At 72.7% G+C, this 20,232-nt stretch carries 19 protein-coding genes; 12 read left to right on the forward strand and 7 right to left on the reverse strand.

All coding sequences use genetic code 11. The features are described from left to right. The first annotated feature begins 40 nt into the window (after positions 1–40). Both FHS88_RS18610 and FHS88_RS18615 read left to right on the forward strand, forming a co-directional pair. Positions 41–775 (forward strand): FkbM family methyltransferase, encoded by a 735-nt coding sequence (locus tag FHS88_RS18610; protein ID WP_184487003.1) that lies wholly within the window; start codon positions 41–43, stop codon positions 773–775. Between the two features lie 23 nt (positions 776–798). Beyond that, positions 799–1,644: a TauD/TfdA dioxygenase family protein gene (locus FHS88_RS18615; protein WP_184487004.1), complete on the forward strand. Its 846-nt coding sequence runs from the start codon at positions 799–801 to the stop codon at positions 1,642–1,644. A 38-nt stretch (positions 1,645–1,682) separates the two neighbouring features. Here the strand turns inward: FHS88_RS18615 and FHS88_RS18620 are convergent, their stop codons facing one another. Continuing rightward, a complete protein-coding gene (locus FHS88_RS18620) occupies positions 1,683–2,930 on the reverse strand; it encodes a D-alanyl-D-alanine carboxypeptidase family protein (protein WP_184487005.1) in 1,248 nt (415 codons plus the stop codon). Positions 2,931–3,272: 342 nt separating this feature from the next. On the opposite strand from FHS88_RS18620, the gene FHS88_RS18625 reads away from it, so the two are divergent. From FHS88_RS18625 to FHS88_RS18645, 6 genes are all read left to right on the forward strand, one after another. After that, the gene (locus FHS88_RS18625; protein WP_184487006.1) at positions 3,273–3,767 is read left to right on the forward strand and encodes a phasin family protein; all 495 of its coding nucleotides are present in this window, start codon (positions 3,273–3,275) and stop codon (positions 3,765–3,767) included. Positions 3,768–4,035: 268 nt separating this feature from the next. Then, positions 4,036–4,377 carry an ATP-dependent Clp protease adapter ClpS gene (clpS, locus tag FHS88_RS18630; RefSeq protein ID WP_184487007.1) on the forward strand — a complete coding sequence of 114 codons (342 nt, stop codon included), beginning with the start codon at positions 4,036–4,038 and terminating at the stop codon, positions 4,375–4,377. Positions 4,378–4,479: 102 nt separating this feature from the next. Beyond that, positions 4,480–6,828, forward strand: coding sequence for an ATP-dependent Clp protease ATP-binding subunit ClpA (gene clpA / locus FHS88_RS18635; RefSeq protein WP_184487008.1), 2,349 nt, complete (start codon positions 4,480–4,482; stop codon positions 6,826–6,828). Positions 6,829–7,282: 454 nt separating this feature from the next. Further along, a complete protein-coding gene (locus FHS88_RS20945; protein ID WP_246420267.1) occupies positions 7,283–7,531 on the forward strand; it encodes a hypothetical protein in 249 nt (82 codons plus the stop codon). Next, a complete protein-coding gene (locus FHS88_RS18640; RefSeq protein WP_338146665.1) occupies positions 7,528–8,880 on the forward strand; it encodes a CCA tRNA nucleotidyltransferase in 1,353 nt (450 codons plus the stop codon). The genes FHS88_RS20945 and FHS88_RS18640 overlap by 4 nt, the downstream gene beginning before the upstream one ends. A gap of 442 nt (positions 8,881–9,322) precedes the next feature. After that, complete coding sequence (locus tag FHS88_RS18645) at positions 9,323–11,071, forward strand: ABC transporter ATP-binding protein (RefSeq protein ID WP_184487010.1); 1,749 nt, start codon at positions 9,323–9,325, stop codon at positions 11,069–11,071. A gap of 15 nt (positions 11,072–11,086) precedes the next feature. Here the strand turns inward: FHS88_RS18645 and FHS88_RS18650 are convergent, their stop codons facing one another. Continuing rightward, positions 11,087–12,202: a PQQ-dependent sugar dehydrogenase gene (locus FHS88_RS18650; RefSeq protein WP_184487011.1), complete on the reverse strand. Its 1,116-nt coding sequence runs from the start codon at positions 12,200–12,202 to the stop codon at positions 11,087–11,089. Positions 12,203–12,299: 97 nt separating this feature from the next. On the opposite strand from FHS88_RS18650, the gene FHS88_RS18655 reads away from it, so the two are divergent. Next, positions 12,300–13,133 (forward strand): SDR family NAD(P)-dependent oxidoreductase, encoded by an 834-nt coding sequence (locus tag FHS88_RS18655; protein WP_184487012.1) that lies wholly within the window; start codon positions 12,300–12,302, stop codon positions 13,131–13,133. A 7-nt stretch (positions 13,134–13,140) separates the two neighbouring features. Here FHS88_RS18655 and FHS88_RS18660 read toward each other — a convergent pair whose 3' ends face one another. Continuing rightward, a complete protein-coding gene (locus tag FHS88_RS18660; RefSeq protein WP_184487013.1) occupies positions 13,141–13,836 on the reverse strand; it encodes a carbonic anhydrase in 696 nt (231 codons plus the stop codon). A gap of 128 nt (positions 13,837–13,964) precedes the next feature. On the opposite strand from FHS88_RS18660, the gene FHS88_RS18665 reads away from it, so the two are divergent. Then, positions 13,965–14,435: an MmcB family DNA repair protein gene (locus FHS88_RS18665; RefSeq protein WP_184487014.1), complete on the forward strand. Its 471-nt coding sequence runs from the start codon at positions 13,965–13,967 to the stop codon at positions 14,433–14,435. Between the two features lie 43 nt (positions 14,436–14,478). On the opposite strand, the gene FHS88_RS18670 is transcribed toward FHS88_RS18665, so the two are convergent. After that, positions 14,479–14,721, reverse strand: a complete 243-nt coding sequence (locus tag FHS88_RS18670) for a hypothetical protein (RefSeq protein WP_184487015.1) — start codon at positions 14,719–14,721, stop codon at positions 14,479–14,481. A 104-nt stretch (positions 14,722–14,825) separates the two neighbouring features. Continuing rightward, complete coding sequence (gene uvrB, locus FHS88_RS18675) at positions 14,826–17,012, reverse strand: excinuclease ABC subunit UvrB (RefSeq protein ID WP_184487016.1); 2,187 nt, start codon at positions 17,010–17,012, stop codon at positions 14,826–14,828. Between the two features lie 135 nt (positions 17,013–17,147). Here uvrB and FHS88_RS18680 point away from each other — a divergent pair, with 135 nt between their 5' ends. Beyond that, positions 17,148–17,504, forward strand: coding sequence for a DUF4087 domain-containing protein (locus tag FHS88_RS18680; RefSeq protein ID WP_184487017.1), 357 nt, complete (start codon positions 17,148–17,150; stop codon positions 17,502–17,504). A gap of 13 nt (positions 17,505–17,517) precedes the next feature. Here the strand turns inward: FHS88_RS18680 and FHS88_RS18685 are convergent, their stop codons facing one another. After that, positions 17,518–18,102: a CarD family transcriptional regulator gene (locus FHS88_RS18685; protein WP_184487018.1), complete on the reverse strand. Its 585-nt coding sequence runs from the start codon at positions 18,100–18,102 to the stop codon at positions 17,518–17,520. A gap of 586 nt (positions 18,103–18,688) precedes the next feature. Between FHS88_RS18685 and mbfA the strand changes: the two genes are divergently transcribed. Continuing rightward, on the forward strand, positions 18,689–19,678 hold the full coding sequence (mbfA, locus tag FHS88_RS18690) for an iron exporter MbfA (RefSeq protein WP_184487019.1): 990 nt from the start codon (positions 18,689–18,691) through the stop codon (positions 19,676–19,678). Between the two features lie 80 nt (positions 19,679–19,758). Here the strand turns inward: mbfA and FHS88_RS18695 are convergent, their stop codons facing one another. Next, positions 19,759–20,208, reverse strand: coding sequence for a DsrE family protein (locus FHS88_RS18695; RefSeq protein ID WP_184487020.1), 450 nt, complete (start codon positions 20,206–20,208; stop codon positions 19,759–19,761). Positions 20,209–20,232 lie beyond the last annotated feature (24 nt).

The following is a 20,232-nucleotide window of genomic DNA, read 5'->3' on the forward strand; positions in this document are numbered from 1 at the left end:
TAGGCTGCGGCGGCACGAACGGATGCAGGATGCCCCGCTCTTGGACGAGATCACCTTCCACACCCTGCTCCACCGACCAGGCACGCTCGTGGATGCCGGCGCGCATGACGGGCTGATCACCATCCCCCTCGCCCGGCTGCCGCGCTCCCGCGTGCTGGCCTTCGAGCCGCTGCCGCCGGCCTTCGCGCGCCTTGAGGCGGCGCTGCGCGCGGCCTTCGGCGGCCTGCCCGCGCATGTGGACTGCCGCGCCGCGGCGCTCGGCGACCGGTCGGGGGAGATCACGCTCGCCATGCCGGTGCTCGACGGCATCGCGCAGGAGCAGTGGGCGAGCACGGCGAAGGACTATGCGGCGCATCTTTCCGCCCGCGTCACGGTCGAACGCTTCGCCGTGCCGCTCCTGCGCCTGGACGATCTCGGCCTCGCGGACCTGACGGCGATGAAGATCGACGCCGAGGGGGCGGAATACGAGATCCTGCGCGGGGCGCGGGAGACGCTGCTGCGCTGCCGCCCGGTGCTGACGATCGAGATCGAGGAACGCCACCGGGAAGGCAGCACCTGGGCGGTGCCGGCCTATCTCGACGCGCTCGGCTACGAGGTGCTGTTCGAACTGGGGGGCGAATGGTTGCCCGTCGCCGCACTCGACCGCGCGACGATGCAGCGCGCCTCGCCCGATCCCGCGGTGTTCGAGGCCTCCGACCCCTACGTCTTCGTCTTCTACGCCCTGCCGCGGGAGGAGGCGCCGGCCCTCCTGGCGCGGCTGCGAGGGGCGGCGTAACCTCCGCGGCCAGGGAGGAAGCCATGTCCGTCACCGCGCAACGCCTCACCGTCTCCCGCGCATCCGGCTCCTGCGGCGCGGAGGTTTCGGGCCTCGACCTCGCCGCGCCGCTCGATGCGCGCACCGTCGCCGAACTGCGCGCCATCTGGCTCGAGCACGGCGTGCTGTTCCTGCGCGAGGCGAACCTGCCGCCCGCGCGCTTCCTGGAGTTCGCGGGCCTGTTCGGCACGCCGGTGGAATACCCCTTCGTGCGCGGCCTGGACGGCTTCCCGCAGATCACCCCGGTGATCAAGGAACCGCACGAGCGCATCAATTTCGGCGGCGTCTGGCATTCCGACACCGCCTATCTCGAACGCCCGCCGATGGCGACGATGCTCATCGCGCGCGAGGTTCCGCCGGCCGGCGGGGACACCATCTTCGCCGATGCGCGCGCGGCCTATGACGCGCTCTCGCCCGGCCTGCGCGCCACGCTCGAGGGCCTGCGCGCCGTCAACTCGTCGCGCAAGGCGGATGCCTCCAAGACGCGGGAGGACCGGCAGAGGGAGCGCGGCGCCGTGACCAATGCGGAGGTGCTGGAAGGCATCCACCCGGTCGTCCGCACCCATCCCGAGACGGGGCGCAAGGCGCTCTACGTCAACCTCGGCCACACGGCGCATTTCGAGGGCTGGACGGTCGAGGAATCGAAGCCGCTGCTCGACTTCCTCTTCGCGCACATCACGAAGCCCGAGTTCACCTGCCGCTTCCGCTGGGCGCCGGGCTCCCTCGCCTTCTGGGACAATCGTTCGGTGCAGCACTACCCGGTGAACGACTACCACGGCCACCGGCGGGAGATGCACCGCATCACGCTGCAAGGCGACGTGCCGGTGTAAAGATCCGGCCGGCGGCCGGACGCCCCGGCCGCGCGGGCTCAGCGCCGCTGGCTTGTCGCCGCCCGCCGCGGCACCGGCGCCGGCAGGCTGCCGCGGCCGGAGCTCACGGGCGTGGCCGCACGGCTGCCCTGCTCGATCCGCGCCGGGGCGCGCGCCGTTCTCGGCGGGGATGCGGCGCGGGCCGGGGCGGCCTGCCGCGTCGCCGGCGCCGCCTGGCGCGCCGTTGCCGGACGGGCCGGCGAGACCGCGCGACCGGCGGCGGCGGCCGCGGTGGTTCCGCGCCCGCGGCCGACGGTCTGGCGCGCGGCGGCGTTGCGTGCCGCCGCCGTCGTGCCGCGCCGGTCGGGCGCGGCCTGGCGCGGGGCGACGGCGGCGCGGGCCGCGCCCACCGCGGTGGCCGCCATGATGGCGGCGGGCGGCCGCGCCGCGACGCCCATCTGCGCGAAGCCCTGGTCGAGCAGCGCGCTCATGTGCTGGTCGCGCTCCACCCAGGAGGAGCCGCCCATGGTGACGCCCACGAGCCGCACGCCGTCGCGCCGCGCGGAGGTCACGATGTTGAAGCCCGAGGCGCGGATGTAGCCGGTCTTGATGCCGTCCGCGCCGTCGTAATCCCCGAGCATCCGGTTGTGGTTGCGGATCATCGTCCGCCCCCAGGCGAAATGCTGCGTGCCGAAATAGTGGTAGCGGTTGGGGAAGTCGCGGATGATGCGCAGGCCGAGCGTCGCCATGTCCCGCGCGGTGCTGATGTTGTCCGGGTCCGGCAGGCCCGAGGCGTTGCGGAAGGTGGTGCGCGACATGCCGATGGCGCGCGCGCGCATCGTCATGAGCTGGGCGAAGCGTTCCTCGCTGCCGGCCAGATGCTCGCCCACGGCGGCGGCGACATCATTGGCGCTGCGCGTGACGAGGGCGAGGATCGCCTGCTCGACGGAGAGCGTCGCGCCGGGCGGCAGGCCGAGCTTGGAGGGCGGGCGGGAGGCGGCCTCCTCGCTCATGCGGATCGGCGTGTCGAGGCGGATGCGGCCCTCGCGCAGCGCCTCGAACACCATGTAGAGCGTCATGATCTTGGTGAGCGAGGCGGGGTAGCGCGGCTCGTCGGCATTGGCGGCGACCAGCACCCGGCCGGTCGCGGCGTCGAGCACGATGGCCGCGTACCGGTCGCTGCCGATCTGCGCGGCGGCCGGGGCGGCGAGGCCGCAAGCCGCGAGCAGCGCGGCGAGGAAGGCAAGGCGCGGCCCGAGCGCACGAATCCTGGAAAACGGGCGCAGCCGGGCGCTCCTCGCTGTCATGCGGCATCCCCCTCCGCCCGGCGCGGTGGCGCCGGTCACGATGCGAGCCGAAGCATAGCCGCGGCCCGGACCCGCGTCCACTCTCATGGATGCCGCGACTTCCTTTTTCGGCAATGGTTTACGGATTGTTCTTTCAGAACCGCCTCATGGCAGGCCACCGCCGCGCCTCTGCCCGCCCCTCCAGAGTTTTTGTGCAGCGCAAAAAAACTCTTGCGCGAGTGGATCGGGGCCGTCTACACCCCCGTCATGTTGCAGCGCAGCACAGCGGCCCGGAAGAGCGGGCCGACCCGCAGGAACGGGGCCGCCACGGCCCCGGTCGCCATCAACGAGAGGACCGAGACCATGGCCGAGAAGGCTGACGTGAAGAAGATCGCCGCCGAGGGCGCGGCGCAGGCGCAGAAGATCGTGACCGAGGGCGCGGCGCAGGCCCGCCAGGCGATGGAGAAGAGCATGGAGCAGATTACCAAGGGTGCCGAGGGCATCATGAAGGCCGCCGAGGACGCCGCCGAGTTCGGCCGCGGCAACATGGAGGCCTTCGCGAAGGCCGCCCAGACCTGGGCGGTCGGCACGCAGGACCTCGCCCGCCAGGCGATGGCGCTGGCCCAGGGCCTGACGGACCACACCCTCGAGGGTGCCAAGGCGCTCGCCGCGGTGAAGAGCCTGAACGAGGCCGCCGAGGTCCAGGCGAAGTTCGCCAAGGCCGCGATGGAGAAGGCCGTCGCCGAGTCCGCGAAGATGCAGGAAGCCGTCTTCAAGCTGACCGAGCAGGCGGTGGCGCCGATCAGCGCCCGCATGACGGCCGCGATGGAGAAGTTCGGCAAGCCGATCGCGGCCTGATCCGACGAGACCAGGCCGCCCCGCCCGCACTCCCCCTCCCCTCCGAGGGCGGGGCGGTCCAGCAAGGGCCCGGTCCCCGGCATGCCACCGCGCGAGCGGCGGCGGCCGGGGCCGGGCCCTTCCGCATTCCGGCCCGGCGCCCGGCGCATGCCGGACAATCTCTCGCCCGGCCCCGCTCGGCCCTTCACCTGACGCCGCGCAGTCCGATATCCTGCGACGCGGCGCGCGCGGTTGCCGGGCGCGCCGGGACAACCAACTTCATCAGGCCATGAGCGACCAGGACAAGCGCACCGGCGGCGGACAGGGAAGCGGCGGACCCCAGACCGGGGTGGTCGTCAAGACGCGCCCGCGCACCAAGAAGCCCGCCATGTACAAGGTGCTCATGCTCAACGACGACTACACGCCGATGGAGTTCGTCGTGCATGTGCTCGAGCGCTTCTTCCAGAAGAACCGGGAGGAGGCGACGCGGATCATGCTGCATGTGCACCGCCGCGGCGTCGGCGTCTGCGGGGTCTTCACCTACGAGGTCGCGGAGACCAAGGTGACCCAGGTGATGGATCTCGCGCGCCAGAACCAGCATCCGCTGCAATGCACGATCGAGAAGGAATAGGGGTCGCAGACTACCGGGGGGAGGCCCACATCACGACCGGATATCCGGTCCGGTCCGCGCCGAACGAGGCAAGGCCGGCACCTACAGGGGAGCGTCACTGACATGCTGTCCCGCAACCTCGAGCAGACGCTCCACCGGGCCCTGGCACTGGCCAGCGAACGGCGACACGAATACGCGACGCTCGAACACCTTCTTCTTGCCCTCGGCGACGACCAGGACGCGGCCACCGTCCTGCGCGCCTGCGGCGTGGATCTCGACCGCCTGAAGCGCGACCTGACCGAGTTCCTGGACAAGGATCTCGCCGGCCTGGTCACCGAGCGCAGCGGCGACCCGAAGCCGACCGCGGGCTTCCAGCGCGTGGTCCAGCGCGCCGCCATCCATGTGCAATCCAGCGGACGCGACGAGGTGACCGGCGCGAACGTGCTCGTCGCCCTGTTCAGCGAGCGCGAGAGCCACGCCGTCTATTTCCTGCAGCTGCAGGACATGACGCGGCTCGATGCGGTGAACTTCATTTCCCACGGCATCGCCAAGGCGCCGGGGCGTTCGCAGCCCCGGCCGGTGCAGGGCTCCGGCGGCGCGAACAGCGGCGAGGAGAGCGCCGAGAAGGAGGAGAAGCCGCGCGGCGGCCGCGGCCAGGACGCGCTGTCGAACTACTGCGTCAACCTCAACAAGAAGGCGCAGCAGGGCAAGATCGACCCGCTGATCGGCCGCGACCAGGAGATCGAGCGCACCATCCAGATCCTCTGCCGGCGCACCAAGAACAACCCGCTCTATGTGGGCGACCCGGGCGTGGGCAAGACCGCGATCGCCGAGGGGCTGGCGAAGCGCATCGTCGAGGGCGACGTGCCTGAGGTGCTGCTCAAGTCCACCATCTACGCGCTCGACATGGGCAGCCTGCTCGCCGGCACGCGCTACCGCGGCGATTTCGAGGAACGGCTGAAGGCCGTGGTGCAGGAGCTGGAGAACCAGGCCGGCTCGATCCTCTTCATCGACGAGATCCACACCGTGATCGGCGCCGGGGCGACCTCCGGCGGGGCGATGGATGCCTCGAACCTGCTCAAGCCCGCGCTCGCGCAGGGCACGCTGCGCTGCATCGGCAGCACGACCTACAAGGAATACCGCAACTACTTCGAGAAGGACCGCGCGCTGGTCCGCCGCTTCCAGAAGATCGACGTGAACGAGCCCACGGTCGAGGATGCGGTGAAGATCCTGCAGGGCCTCAAGAGCAACTACGAGAAGCACCACAAGGTCCGCTACACGCCGGAGGCCATCAAGGCCGCCGTCGAGCTCAGCGCCAAGTACATCCACGACCGCAAGCTGCCCGACAAGGCGATCGACGTGATCGACGAGGTCGGCGCATCCCGCATGCTCCTGCCCGAGAACAAGCGGCGCAAGACGGTCACGCTCAAGGATGTCGAGGACATCGTCGCCAAGATCGCGCGCATCCCGCCCAAGAGCGTGAGTACCGACGACCGCGAGCAGCTGCGCAACCTCGAGCGCGACCTCAAGGCCATGGTCTTCGGCCAGGACAAGGCGATCGAGGCGCTCTCGGCCGCGATCAAGCTGTCCCGCGCGGGCCTGCGCGACCCCGAGAAGCCGATCGGCAACTACCTGTTCAGCGGCCCCACCGGCGTCGGCAAGACCGAGGTCGCGAAGCAGCTCGCCAAGACGCTGGGAATCGAGCTGATCCGCTTCGACATGTCCGAATACATGGAGCGGCACAGCGTCAGCCGGCTGATCGGCGCGCCGCCGGGCTATGTCGGCTTCGACCAGGGCGGGCTGCTGACGGATGCGATCGACCAGCACCCGCACGCCGTGCTGCTGCTCGATGAGATCGAGAAGGCGCACCAGGATCTCTACAACATCCTGCTGCAGGTGATGGACCACGGGAAGCTCACCGACCACAACGGCAAGACCGTGGATTTCCGCAACGTCATCCTGATCATGACGACGAATGCGGGCGCGGCGGACCTCGCCAAGCCCGCCATCGGCTTCGAGCGCGCGGCCCGCGTCGGCGAGGATACCGAGGCGATCCAGCGCATGTTCACGCCGGAGTTCCGCAACCGCCTCGATGCCATCGTGCCCTTCTCGGGCCTCACACCCGAGATCGTCGGCCAGGTGGTCGAGAAGTTCGTCATGCAGCTCGAGGCGCAGCTTGCGGACCGCAACGTGACGATCGAGCTCTCCTCGGCGGCGAAGGAATGGCTGGCCGAGAAGGGCTACGACCCGCTCTACGGCGCGCGCCCGCTTGCGCGCGTCATCCAGGAGCATGTGAAGAAGCCGCTCGCGGAGGAGCTGCTCTTCGGCAAGCTGACGAAGGGCGGCGCGGTGAAGGTGGGGCTCAAGGACGGGGCGCTCACCTTCGACGTGATCGAGGCCACGCCCCCGGCCCTGCCCAAGCCCGAGGAGGGCGAGGGCGACGCCGAGCGCGAGCCCGAGACGGCCGAGTAGCGCGGCGCCCAAGCCGGCAGGGTGAGGGAAAGGCTCGTCGCCGGATCCGCGCGCCGTCCTCGCCGGTGCGCGGACATCGCCACGCGTCGTCCGCGCACCGGCAGGCGTGGTGTCCTGATGCCCTTGGCATCGAGAGCGGTGCCGCGCCAGGTGCACGGCCCTGGCGTGACCGGGACTTGAAGGCTCGGCGGAACGGCGCGCGCATGTCCTCTGTGCCCATGCCTGCCCACGCACGACAAGGCCCGCTCCACCGCGGGCGGAGCGGGCCTTTCGCCGTTGACCGGCGCCGTTTCCTGGACGTTGCCCCGAACTGAGCGGCATGATCTGACAAGGTGGCGACAGGCCCGGTCAAGCAGGCAGGCGTGCGACGCAATATGCGTGCTTTCGAAATTAATGGTTTCGCGCGGCGCTGCGCTCGTTCCCGGCCCGACGCCCGGCAGCGGCGCGGAGACGCATGGCCTATCTCTTCGAACTGATCCTCTTCCTCACGCCCTTCCTCGCCTACGGGCTGTGGCGGCGGCTCAATCCGAACACCGAGCCGAGCACCATCCTGCTCGTCCTGGCCGGCTGCGGGATCGTGCTGATGGTCGCGGGCGGCTATTGGTACGGGCTGACGCGCAGCATGCCGCGCGACGCCGCCTATGTGCCCGCGCATCTCGAGGGCGAGCGGATCGAGCCCGGCCATGCGGAGCGCCGCCGGTGAGCGACCAGCCGGCGGCCGTCATCGCGCGCCCGGGCTTCCTCGACATCCCGGCCGTCGCGTCGGTGCTGGCGGCGCTGCCGGGCGCGCGCGCCGTCGGCGGCTGCGTGCGCGATGCGCTGGCCGGCCTGCCCTCGGCCGATGTGGACATCGCCGCCCCGCTGCCGCCGCAGGAGATCGCCGCGCACCTGCGCGCGGCCGGGCTGAAGGTGTTCGAGACGGGCCTCGCGCACGGCACGCTGACGGCGGTGCTGAAGGGCGTGCCGGTCGAGGTGACGGCGCTGCGCCGCGACGTGCTGACCGACGGGCGCCACGCCGTGGTGGAGTGGACGCGCGACTGGCGCGAGGACGCGGCGCGGCGCGACTTCACCATCAACGCCATGTCGCTCGCCCCCGATGGCGCGCTGTTCGACTATTTCGGCGGCCGGGCGGACCTGGCGGCGGGGAAGGTGCGCTTCGTGGGCGATCCCGACACGCGCCTCACGGAGGACTACCTGCGCGCGCTGCGCTTCTTCCGCTTCCAGGCGCGCTACGGGCGCGGGGAGCCGGATGCGGCGGCGGTCGCGGCGATCCGCCGGGCGGTGCCGGGCCTCGCGCGGCTCTCGGCCGAGCGGGTCTGGATGGAACTGAAGCGCATCCTGTCGGTGCCGGACCCGGTCGCGGCGGTGGGGCTGATGGCGGAGACGGGTGTGCTCGGCGCGGTGCTGGGCCTGCCCTACGACCTCGACGGCGCCGCGCGCCTTTCCGCCTTCGCGCCCGATGCCGCCGCCTGGCCTTGGCTCGTCGCGCTCCTGCCGGCGCGCGAGGATCCGCCCCGTCTGGCGCGCCGCCTCAAGGCCTCGCTCGAGGAGGTCAGGATCCTCGACCTGCTCGCCGCCGATCTCGCCGATGCGCGCGCGGGAAGCGGGCGCCCGCCCCGCCCGCCCATGGACGATCCCGCCACCGCCGCCGCCTGGGTGCTGAGCGGCGCGGCGCGGCACTTCCGCGAGGAGGCGCTGCTGCGCCGCTTCGCCGACTGGTCGCTGACGCTGCACGATTTCGGCCGCGGCGGGACCGATGGCGCGCATTGGCGCGGGGCGCGGGCGCTGGCGGCGGAGATGCCGGTGCCGGTCTTCCCGCTCGGCGGCGCGGATGCGGCGGCGCTCGGCGTGCCGCCCGGGCCCTGGATGGGCCGGCTTCTGGCAGAGGTGCTGGCGTGGTGGCGGCAGTCCGGCTGCCGGCCGTCGCGGGAGGAATGCCTCGCGGACCTCGCGCGCCGCGTCGCGGCGGGCCCCGACGCCGCATCCGCCGGCAAGGGGGAGAAGGCCGGCAGCGGCGCCGAGGCCGGCGGCGGGGCCACACTCGGGGGATGAGTGGGGGATCCGGCCCCGCCGCCTTCACCGGAACGAAACAAGAACTAGCACAGGGTGCAGCCAAGTTTCAAGGGCGTTCGCGTGACACCTGCCCTGCGCCGCGCGGGAGCCTGCCCAGGCATGCAAAGCCCCGGAACGGCGGCGCAGCGACCTGATGCAAGTCTTTGCGAATATTGATCTTCCTTCGCGCGCCGGGAGAGGCCGCGCGGCCCTGCCCCGGTGCCGGCACGGTCCCGCCGCGGCACGCGGAGCCTCGCGACACGCCGCCGCCTGCCCGGGGGCGGCACCGCCTCGGCCTTGCGCCCTCAACCCGCTTGCGCGCGGGAGGCGACCCCGGGCGGGTGACGATGCCCGAGGACACCAGCGGCTTCCGCCGCGCGCCCCGAGACGCCCATCCGAGGGGGCGATTCCCCGCCTGCCCGTTCTGCTCTATCCCCCGCCCATGGCCCTGCCGCTCGAACCCTCCTCCCGCGCCCTGCTCGCGCGCCTCTGGCGCGGCTATGTCGGGGGGCACCGGCGGGGCATCGCGCTCGCGCTGCTCTGCACCCTCGGCGTGGCGGGCACCACCGCGCTCTACCCGGTGGTCATCCAGCAATCCTTCGACCGCTTCACCGAGGGGCGGCACGACTGGCTGTGGCTGGTGCCGGTGGTCATCATCCTGGTCACCTCTCTGAAGGCGCTCGCGCAGTTCGGCCAGGCGGTGGCGATCCAGTCGGTCGTGCTGCGCGTCATCGAGGGGCTGCAGAACGACCTCTTCCGCGCCCTCACCCGCGCCGACCTCGCGGTGGTCGCGCGCGAGGCGCCGGCGCGCCACGCCGCGCGCTTCACCACCGACGCCGCGCTGATCCGCGAGGCACTGACCAAATCCATCAACGCGGTGGCCGATGCGCTGACGGTGGTCGGCCTCGTCGCCTCGATGGTCTATCTCGACTGGCAGATGTCGCTGATCGCGGCGCTGCTCTATCCGCTCGCGGTGCTGCCGATCCTGAAACTCGGCAAGCGCATCCGCCGCGCCTCGGGCGGGATGCAGGAACGGGTGGGCGAGGCCGCGGCGGCGCTGACCGAATCCTTCGGCGCCGCCCGCGTGGTCCGCGCCTACCGGCTCGAGGCTTCGGAGGAGGCGCGCGCGGCCGGCCTCTTCGCGCGGCTGCGCGAGAGCCTCTACGGCATCGCCCGCACCCGCGCCTCGCTCGACCCGATGCTGGAGGCGCTCGGCGGCTTCGCGGTCGCGGCGGTGCTCGCCTTCGTCGGCTGGCGGGTCTCGACCGGCACGGGCACGCTCGGGGAGTTCACCGGCTTCGTCGCGGCGCTGCTCATCGCCTCGCGCCCGGTGCGCGCGCTGGGCTCGCTGAACGCGGCGCTGCAGGAGGGGCTGGCCGGCCTCGGCCGCGTCTTCGGCGTGATGGACGAGCCGCGCCGCATCGCCGAGGCGCCCGGCGCCCCGCCGCTGCCGCCGGGCCAGGGCCGCGTCGAATTCGATGCCGTCGGCTTCACCTATGACGGGGTGCCGGATGCCGCGCTCGCGGGCCTGACCTTCACCGCCGAGCCGGGGCGCACCGTCGCGCTGGTCGGGCCCTCGGGCGCCGGCAAGTCCACCGCCATCGCGCTGGTGCCGCGCCTTTACGACGTGACCGAGGGCGCGCTGCGGATCGACGGCGCCGACATCCGCACGGTCAGCCTCGCCTCGTTGCGCGATGCCATCGCCTATGTCGGGCAGGAGGCGGTGATCTTCGACGACACCGCGCTCGCCAACATCGCCTGCGGCCGGCCCGGCGCGACGCAGGCGGAGGTGGAGGAGGCCGCCCGCGCCGCCGCCGCGCATGATTTCATCGCCGCCCTGCCGGAAGGCTACGCGACCGTGCTCGGCCCCGGCGGGTCGCGGCTGTCGGGCGGGCAGCGGCAGCGCGTCGCGCTGGCCCGCGCGCTGCTGCGCAACCCGCGCATCCTGCTGCTCGACGAGGCGACGAGCGCCCTCGATGCCGAGAACGAGGCGCTGGTCCAGCAGGCGCTCGCGCGGCTGCGCGCGGGGCGGACCACCCTCGTCATCGCCCATCGCCTCGCCACGGTGCGCGATGCCGACCTGATCGTGGTGATGGAGAAGGGCCGCGCGGTCGAGCAGGGCACCCACGCCGAGCTGATGGCGCGGGACGGGCTCTACGCGCGCCTCGTCAGGACCCAGGCCTTCGGCTGAGGCGCCCGCGCCGCCTCACGCCGGATCGAGGCGCAGCACCGCGCCCTGCGGCGAATCCGTCAGCAGGTAGACGCGCCCGTCCGGCCCGACCAGCACATGGCGCATCCGCGCGAGGCCGGTCAGCAGCCGTTCCTCCCCGGTCACGCGGTCGCCCTCGGTCGAGAGCCGCACCAGCCCCGGCGTGTTGAGCGCGGCGACGAAGAGGCTCCCGCGCCAGCCCGGGAAGGCCGCGCCGTCGTAGAAGGCGATGCCCGAGGGGCTGACCGAGGGCACCCAGACATGGATCGGGTCCGTCATCCCGGGCGCCGAGGTCTCGCGCGAGATGCGCGGGCCCCAGTATTCCCGCCCGTGGCTGACCACCGGCCAGCCGTAGTTCGCGCCGCGCTGGATGATGTTGATCTCGTCGCCGCCGCGCGGCCCGAACTCGGCTTCCCACAGCGAGCCCGTCCAGGGATTGACCGCAAGCCCCTGCGGGTGGCGGTGGCCGTAGGACCAGATCTCGGGCCGCGCGCCCGGCCGCCCGACGAAGGGGTTGTCGGGCGGCACCCGCCCTTCCCGCGTCAGGCGGATGATCTTGCCGGCGAGATCGTCGAGCCGCTGCGCGCGCTCGCGCTGGTTGCGCTCGCCCGTCGAGAGGTAGAGGTGCCCGTCGCGCCCGAACACGATGCGGCAGCCGAAATGCAGCCGCCCCGAGGCCTGCGCCGGCGTGGCGTCGAGCAGCCGCCGCACGCCGGAGAGCCCATCATGGGTTGGCGCGAGCCGCGCGGCGATCAGCCGTGTCAGCGCCCCGCCCTCCACCGCCGCCGCCTGGCAGAGGAAGACCTCCCGCGTGCGGGCGAAATCGGGCGCGAGCGCGATGTCGAGCAGCCCGCCCTGGCCCGCCGCCTCGACCTGCGGCACGCCGGAAAGCGGGGCGGAGACGCGGCCATCGGGCGTGATGCGCCTCAGACGCCCCGGGCGTTCGGTCACCAGCAGCGACCCGTCGGGCAGGAAGGCCGCACTCCAGGGATGCTCGAGGCCGGTGGCGAAGGTGGTGACGCGGAAGGTCGCGCGCTCGGAGACGACGGGCGCCTCCTGCGCGGCGGCCGGGCCGGCGAGGAGGGCGAGGGCGAGAAGGGCGCGGCGCTGCATGAGGGGCAGGTGGTCCCGCCGCGCCGCGCCTGCAACCGGCCCGGCTTTGCAGCGCCGCCAGCCCGGTGCAGGCTTGGCGCAAACGGAGGGAACGCGCATGCAGGACAACACCCGCTTCGAGGGCCGTGTCGCCATCGTCACCGGCGCGGGCTCGCGCGACCCGGGGGCGGGCGCGACCACGGTCGGCAATGGCCGGGCCATCGCCACGCTGCTCGCCCGCCGCGGCGCGCGCGTGATGCTGCTCGACATCGAGCGCGAATGGCTGCGCGGCACCGAGGCGATGATCCGCGAGGAGGGCGGCACCTGCGCCGCCGCCGTCTGCGACGTGGCGAAGGATGCCGATTGCGCCGCCGCCGTCGCCGCGGCGGTGCGCGCGTTCGGCCGCGTGGACATCCTGGTGAACAATGTCGGCATCAGCGGCCCGCCCGGCGATGCCACCACCGTGGACCCCGAGGCCTGGGACCACGGCATGCAGGTGAACGTGAAGTCCGTGATGCTGATGGCAAGGCACGCGGTGCCGGAGATGCGCCGGCAGGGCGCGGGCGCGATCGTCAACCTCGCCTCCATCGCGGGGCTGATGGGCGGGCATCCGGGCCTGCTCTACGCCACCACCAAGGGCGCGATCGTGCAGATGACGCGCGCCATGGCCGCGCATCACGGCGGCGACCTGATCCGCGTGAACGCGGTCGCGCCGGGCTATGTCTACACGCCGATGGTCGCCTCGCGCGGCATGAGCGAGGAGCTGCGCCAGCAGCGCGCCACGGCGGGGCTGCTCAAGGTGGAGGGCACGGCCTGGGACGTGGCCGAGGCGGTCTGCTTCCTCGCCTCGCCCGCCGCGCGCTGGATCACGGGCGTGACGCTGCCGGTGGATGCCGGGCGGTCGGCCGGCAATGTCGGCGCGACGCCGCAGCCCCTCGGCCTCGCGCGATAGGCGGCTGCTACGGCGCCACCTCGCCGATCGCGGGCTTCGGCGCTTGCCCCGCTTCGAGCTGGCGGAAGGGGCCGCGCAGGCTCTCGGCCGCCTGCAGCGTTCCCCAGCCGAAGTGGAAATACCAGCCATGCAGGGCGAGCCGCCCGTCATGCACGCGCTCGGTGACGAAGGGGTAGGTCATCAGGTTGCGCAGGCTGGCGAGCACGGTCGCCTGCTCGGCGCGGCGGGCGACCAGCAGGCGCTCCGCCTCGGTCACCAGGCCTTCCACCTCCTCGCGCACCTCGCGCATGATCTCGACCCAGTCGGCCACGTAGGTGAAGCCGCGCGCCGCCGCGTCGTGGTCCACGAGGCAGCGCACGCCGGCGCAGAAGGAATGGCCGAGCACGACGATGTGCCGCACGCCGAGCCCGATGACGCCGAACTCGATGGCCGAGGCGGTGCCGTGCGGTTGGCCGTCATGGACATGGGGCGGCACGATCGCGGCCACGTTGCGGATGACGAAGAGATCGCCCGGCTCGGCGCCGCAGATGATGGCCGGGTCGGTGCGGCTGTCCGAGCAGGCGATGACCAGCACCTCGGGCGCCTGCCGTTCCAGCAGGCGGGCGAAGAGTTCGGGGTCGGCGTCGAAATGCAGCCCGCGGAAACGGTCGAAGCCGTCCGTCAGGCGCTGCAGCGCGCCGCCCCGGGGCCGGTCGAGGGGCATGGATGCGGCCTCCGGGATGCCGCCGCGGGGGCGGTGGGTTCGCTGCCGGTGTCCTCCGGACGCGCCGGCGGCGCAAGGGGGTGCCGCTGCGGCTTGCGCGGGCGCGAACGAAGTCGGAACATCGGGGAATGGAGGCCGCTTCCGCTGCTGCCCGCACCCTTGCCGTCACGCGCGCCGCCGCGCGCTTCTGCGCCCTGCGCGGCTGGGCGCCGGTGACCGAGATGCCGCTGCCCGACGGGCGGCGCGCCGACATCCTCGCGCTGACCGCGGCGGGGGATTTCGCCATGATCGAGGTGAAGTCCTGCGCGCGCGACTTCCTCTCCGACGCCAAGTGGCCGGAATACCGCGCCTGGTGCGACCGGCTCTATTTCGCGGTGGACCTCGACTTCCCGCAGGCCCTCATCCCGCAGGATGTCGGCCTGGTGGTGGCCGAGGCGCGCGAAGCGGCGCTGCTGCGCGAGGCGCCCGAACACCGCCTCGCCCCCGCACGGCGGCGGGCGCTGACGCAGCGCCTGGCAATGCTCGCCGCGGGCCGCCTCGCCACGCTCGCGGATCCGGCGGGGGCGGCGGAGATCCGCGCCGCCCTGCGCCTGGAATAGCGCGGGAGCAGGCGCGGCCCTCCGCCGCGCCCCTCCGCCAGCATCAATAGTAGTAGTAGCCGCGGCGCTGGCGCGGCGCGGTGAGCGCCCCGACCGCCGCGCCGCCCGCGCCGCCGATCGCCGCGCCCGCGAGCGGCGAGCCGCCGGTCAGCGCCGCGATGCCGGCGCCGCCGGCCGCGCCGATGCCGCCGCCGATCAGCGCGCGCTGGCCGACCGGGTCGGCGCAGGCCGAAAGCCCCAGGACGAGCGTCGCGGCGGCGAGGATGCGGATGCGATGGGACAGCATGTTGTGCCTCCTGCGGTGGTGTCGCGAGCCCCACCACAATCGCCGCGTGTGGCGACGATCGGGCGGAACCGGGGCGGGAATCGCCCCTCGCGGACACGAACGCGTCAGGGGCCTTTCCGCTTCCGCCCGCCCCTGCCCTTTTTCGGCTCGTAGCCGCCGCCGCCGGGGCCGAGCGGCTTCGGCGCCCAGTCGGCCTTCGGCGTGGCCTCGCGCAGCGACCGCCCGGCGAGGTTGGGCTCGAGGCCGAGGTCGAGCGCCTCGAGGCGCTTGATCTCGTCGCGCAGCCGCGCCGCGGTCTCGAACTCCAGTTCCGCCGCGGCGGCTCGCATCCGGCGTTCCAGTTCGGCGATGCTCGCGCGCAGATCCTTGCCGACGAAGTGGCTCTCCTCCTCGCCCGCCACAGCCTCGACCGTGACGTAATCGCCCTGCGTCACATCCTTCAGCACATCGGCGATCTCGCGGCGGATGGTGGTGGGCGTGATGCCGTGCTCGGCGTTCCAGGCCTGCTGCTTGGCGCGGCGGCGCTCGGTCTCCTCCAGCGCGGCGCGCAGGCTGCGCGTCATGGTGTCGGCATAGAGCACGACGCGGCCCTCGGCGTTGCGCGCGGCGCGGCCGATGGTCTGGATCAGCGAGGTCGTGCTGCGCAGGAAGCCTTCCTTGTCGGCATCGAGGATCGCCACCAGCGCGCATTCGGGGATGTCGAGCCCCTCGCGCAGCAGGTTGATGCCCACCAGCACGTCGAACACGCCCTTGCGAAGATCGCGGATGATCTCGATGCGCTCCAGCGTGTCCACATCCGAATGCAGGTAGCGGACGCGGATGCCGGCCTCGGTCATGTATTCCGTGAGGTCCTCGGCCATCCGCTTGGTCAGGGTGGTGACCAGCACGCGCCCGCCCTTGCCCGCGACAGCGCGGCATTCGGCGAGGAGGTCGTCCACCTGGCCTTCCACGGGGCGGACCTCGCAGACGGGATCGACCAGCCCGGTCGGGCGGATCACCTGCTCGGCGAAGGCGCCGCCCGTGCGTTCCATCTCCCACGGGCCGGGCGTGGCGGAGACGAAGATGGTCTGCGGGCGGTAGGCGTCCCATTCCTCGAATTTCAGCGGCCGGTTGTCGGTGCAGGAGGGCAGGCGGAAGCCGAATTCGGAGAGGATCGTCTTGCGGTTGAAGTCGCCGCGGAACATGCCGCCGATCTGCGGCACGGTGACGTGGCTCTCGTCCACGATCAGCAGCGCGTTCTCGGGCAGGTATTCGAACAGCGTCGGCGGCGGATCGCCGGGGCGGCGGCCGGTGAGGTAGCGCGAGTAGTTCTCGATGCCCTTGCAGGAGCCGGTTGTCTCCAGCATCTCGATGTCGAAGATGGTGCGCTGCTCGAGGCGCTGGCGCTCGAGCAGCTTGCCCTCCGCCTCGAGCTGCGCGAGGCGCTCCTTGAGCTCCGCCTTGATCTGCGTGATCGCCTGGGTTAGCGTCGGGCGCGGCGTGACGTAGTGGCTGTTGGCGTAGATGGCGATGCGCTCCATCTCGCCGGTGATCTCCCCGGTCAGCGGGTCGAATTCGCGGATGGCGTCCACCTCGTCCCCGAACAGCGAGACGCGCCAGGCGCGGTCCTCGAGATGCGAGGGCCAGAGATCCACGTTCTCGCCGCGGATGCGGAAGGTGCCGCGCGCGAAGAAGGCGTCGTTGCGCCGGTACTGCTGCTCGACCAGGCCCTTGACCAGCGCGTCGCGCTCGATCCGCCCGCCGCGTTCGAGTTTCACGACCATCCGGCTGTAGGTCTCGACCGACCCGATGCCGTAGATGCAGGACACCGAGGCGACGATCACCACGTCGTTGCGTTCGAGCAGCGCCTGCGTCGCGGAATGGCGCATGCGGTCGATCTGCTCGTTGATCTGCGAATCCTTCTCGATGTAGGTGTCCGTGCGTGGGACATAGGCCTCCGGCTGGTAGTAGTCGTAGTAGGAGACGAAGTATTCCACCGCGTTGTCGGGGAAGAAGGACTTCATCTCCCCGTAGAGCTGCGCCGCCAGCGTCTTGTTGGGCGCGAGGATCAGCGTCGGGCGCTGCACCGCCTCGATCACCTTCGCCATGGTGAAGGTCTTGCCCGATCCGGTGACGCCGAGCAGCACCTGGTCGCGCTCGCCCTGTTCCAGCCCGCCGACCAGCTCCCTGATGGCCTGGGGCTGGTCGCCATTGGGCTCGAAGGGGGAGACGACCTTGAGGCGGCGCGCCGGCGCGGGGGCCGGGCGCTTCTGCGGCATGAACAGCACGGGGCCGGGGGCGATCAGGTTCATGGGCGCGAAGATGGTCCCGGCGGGCGCGCGATGCCAGCGCGCATGGCGGACGCCGCGCGGCATCGCGATGCGCGCCCCCCTGCGCGCCCGCGCGGCGGCGTGGCAGCATGGCGCGAGGCAGGGAGCCCGACACCGATGCGCATGGCCTGGCTGCTCGCCGCCGTCCTGGTGCTGCCGCCCGACCCTGCCGGCGCGGCCGAGCGCCGTTGCGGCTGGCTGCACAACCCGACCCCCGCGAACTGGTGGCTGCGGGACCGGGACGGGGAATGGGTGCTCTCCCTGCAGGGCGCGCCGCCGGTGCCCGGCATGGAAGAGATCCCGGACATGACGGTGCGCGGCTGGGTCGCCGTGAACGGCCATTACGGCTACGGCTGCGCCTGCCTCACGCTGGAGACGGAGCGCGCGCGGCGGCGGGTGATCCGCGTGCTGGCGGCCGAGCCGCTGCCGCTCGCCCGCTGCCGCGCCGACCGCGCGCTGCCCTCGCCGGGCTGAGCGCCGGGCGGCGTCAGACCGCGCCGGACCCCGCGCGCCGGGCGGCGAGGATGCCGAGGATGCGCGCCGCCGCCTCGGGCCGGCTGCAGCCCTCGACCTCGGCGATCTCGCCGGCCAGCCTCTCGACCGCCTGCTCGAACAGGAAACGCTCGCCGAGCGGCTGATCGGCGCGGTCGGCATGGCGCCCGAGGTCGCGCACCACCTCGGCGACCAGCATCGGGTCGCCGGAGTTCAGCTTGGCGTTGAGCTCGACCGCCCGGCGCGCCCAGATGGCGCGCGAGGCGCGCGGCGCGCCGGCGAGCACCGCCAGCACGCGGCCGACCGCCTCGGGCGCCATGGGCAGGCGCAGCCCGCAGCGCCCGGCCTTGGCCACCGGCACGCGCAGCGTGAGGCGGCGCTCCGGGAACCGCAGGCGCAGGACATCGAGGCGCTCGCCGTCCAGTTCCTGGCTCTCACGCGCCTCGAACCGGCCGATGCCATGCACCGGATGCACCACCGCATCGCCGGGCGAGATCAGCCCCGCGCTGCCGGAGGCCGCGAGGAAGGGCGGCATGCCGGCCCTCGATGCACTCCCGTGTCCCGGATCCGCTTCCAGCATGGCTTTGCCTCCTGGCCGTCAGCGCGGGGTTCGACGCCTGCGCTGCCCTCCTCGTGTCGGCACCTTGGGCATGATCGCGCGCGGGCGGCGATGAAGCGCTTCAGGGCGGGCGGCGGTGCCCGGCGCGGGTCCGTTCGGACCGTTGTAGCGGAGCGGCAAAGCCGCCATGGCGAAACGGACCGCGCCTGAGGATGCGCCGGGGCGATTGCATCGTCGCGGACGCGGCGCCGTGAGCGGATCATCCGGTCAAGACTGCGCCCGACCACCCAGCGTCGCGGGGTGAGGCCCGAGCGTGTCGGGATGTCGGGACCGGCGGCGGACGGGGCGGCGCTGCTCGCGGGCTGTGTCGCGATCCTGCTCGGCAATGTCGCGCGGGCGGCGCGGCCAAGCCCGGACGTCGCCGCGAGGCGAGACTGCGATGCAGTTTCACCCTTGCGGCGGCGAAAAGTGTAGCCGCCGCGCCTGTCCTGTCGAGGCGGCGGAAGGCCGGGCTGCCATGCCGCGCCAGCCGGGCATGGCGCTCGCCAAGCCGCATACGCCCCGCCTAATCAAGCCCCATCCTCCCCTGCTGGACGGGTCAAGCCCGATGCGCGGACTCCTCGCCTTGCCCTTCTTCGGACGCCGGCGTTTCGACAGCCTCTCGGCGCAGGAGATGCTCGCCCTCGCGATCGCCTCGGAGGAGGAGGATGGGCGGATCTACGCCCTCTATGCCAGCCGGCTGCGCCAGCAATACCCGGCGACGGCGGCGGTCTTCGACGACATGGCCGCCGAGGAGGAGGAGCACCGGCGGCGCCTGATCGACCTCTACCGCGCGCGCTTCGGCGATCTGATCCTGCCCATCCGGCGCGAGCATGTGGCGGATTTCTACACGCGGCGCCCGGTCTGGCTGGTCGAGAACCTGGGCCTCGAGCGCATCCGCGAGGAGGCGCTGGCCATGGAGCGCGAGGCGCAGGCCTACTACCGCGCCGCCGCCCAGCGCAGCACCGATGCCGAGGTGCGCAGGCTGCTCGGCGACCTCGCCGCCGCCGAAGCCCAGCACGAACGCGGCGCCGAGGCGATGATCGCCGAACGCCTCGGCGGCGAGGCCGGGACCGAGGAGGCATCGGCCGCGCGGCGGCAATTCATCCTCACCTGGGTGCAGCCCGGGGTCGCGGGGCTGATGGATGGCTCGGTCTCCACGCTGGCGCCGATCTTCGCCACCGCCTTCGCCACCCAGGACCCCTGGACCACCTTCCTGGTCGGGCTTTCCGCCTCGGTCGGCGCGGGCATCTCCATGGGCTTCACCGAGGCCGCGCATGACGACGGCAAGCTCTCCGGCCGCGGCTCGCCGGTGAAGCGCGGCCTGGCCTCCGGCGTGATGACGGCGATCGGCGGGCTCGGCCACGCGCTGCCCTACCTCATCCCCAATTTCTGGACCGCGACGGCGATCGCGCTGGCGGTGGTCTTCGTCGAGCTCTGGGCCATCGCCTGGATCCAGAACCGCTACATGGAAACGCCGTTCCGGCGGGCGGTGTTCCAGGTGGTGCTCGGCGGCAGCCTGGTGCTGGCCGCGGGCATCCTCATCGGCGGCGGCTGAGGCCTGCGCCGCGCCTCGCGCGCGCCGCCACGCTGCCGCGCACCGGCCGCTGGTTCGGCCGGCGCGCATCCCGAGGCGGCTCAGAAGGGCAGCACGCGCGTCGCGGGCTCCAGCATGCGCCGGGCCATCTCTGGCGGGGCGGCCGGGCGCACGCCCTCGATCAGCGCCTCCGGCCCGACCCCGGCATTGGGCAGATAAAGGGCGCAGACCTCCGTGCGCATGCCGGCGCGCACCAGGTTCTGCAGCATCTGCGCGGGGGTGGCGTTCATCGGGCGCAGAGCGGCGGCGGCGGGCCCGGGCGGCTCGCGCCGCGCGAGGTCGCCGGCGGGGCCGCACAGCATCACCTCGACCGTCGCGCCCTGCTGGCGCATCTGGCCGAGCAGCACGAAGGCCATGCCCTGCGCCTGCGGGTCGGCGGAGGTGATGATGGCCAGCACGCGCGGCGTCTCGGCGCGCGCGGCGGGGGCAAGGGCGAGCCCCGCCAGGAGGAGCAGCCCGGCGGCGCGGCGGGCCGTGGAACGAAGCGTCATGCGGTGAGTCCTTTCGCGGGTGGC

This window comes from Neoroseomonas alkaliterrae (assembly GCF_014199195.1).
Lineage (GTDB): Bacteria > Pseudomonadota > Alphaproteobacteria > Acetobacterales > Acetobacteraceae > Neoroseomonas > Neoroseomonas alkaliterrae.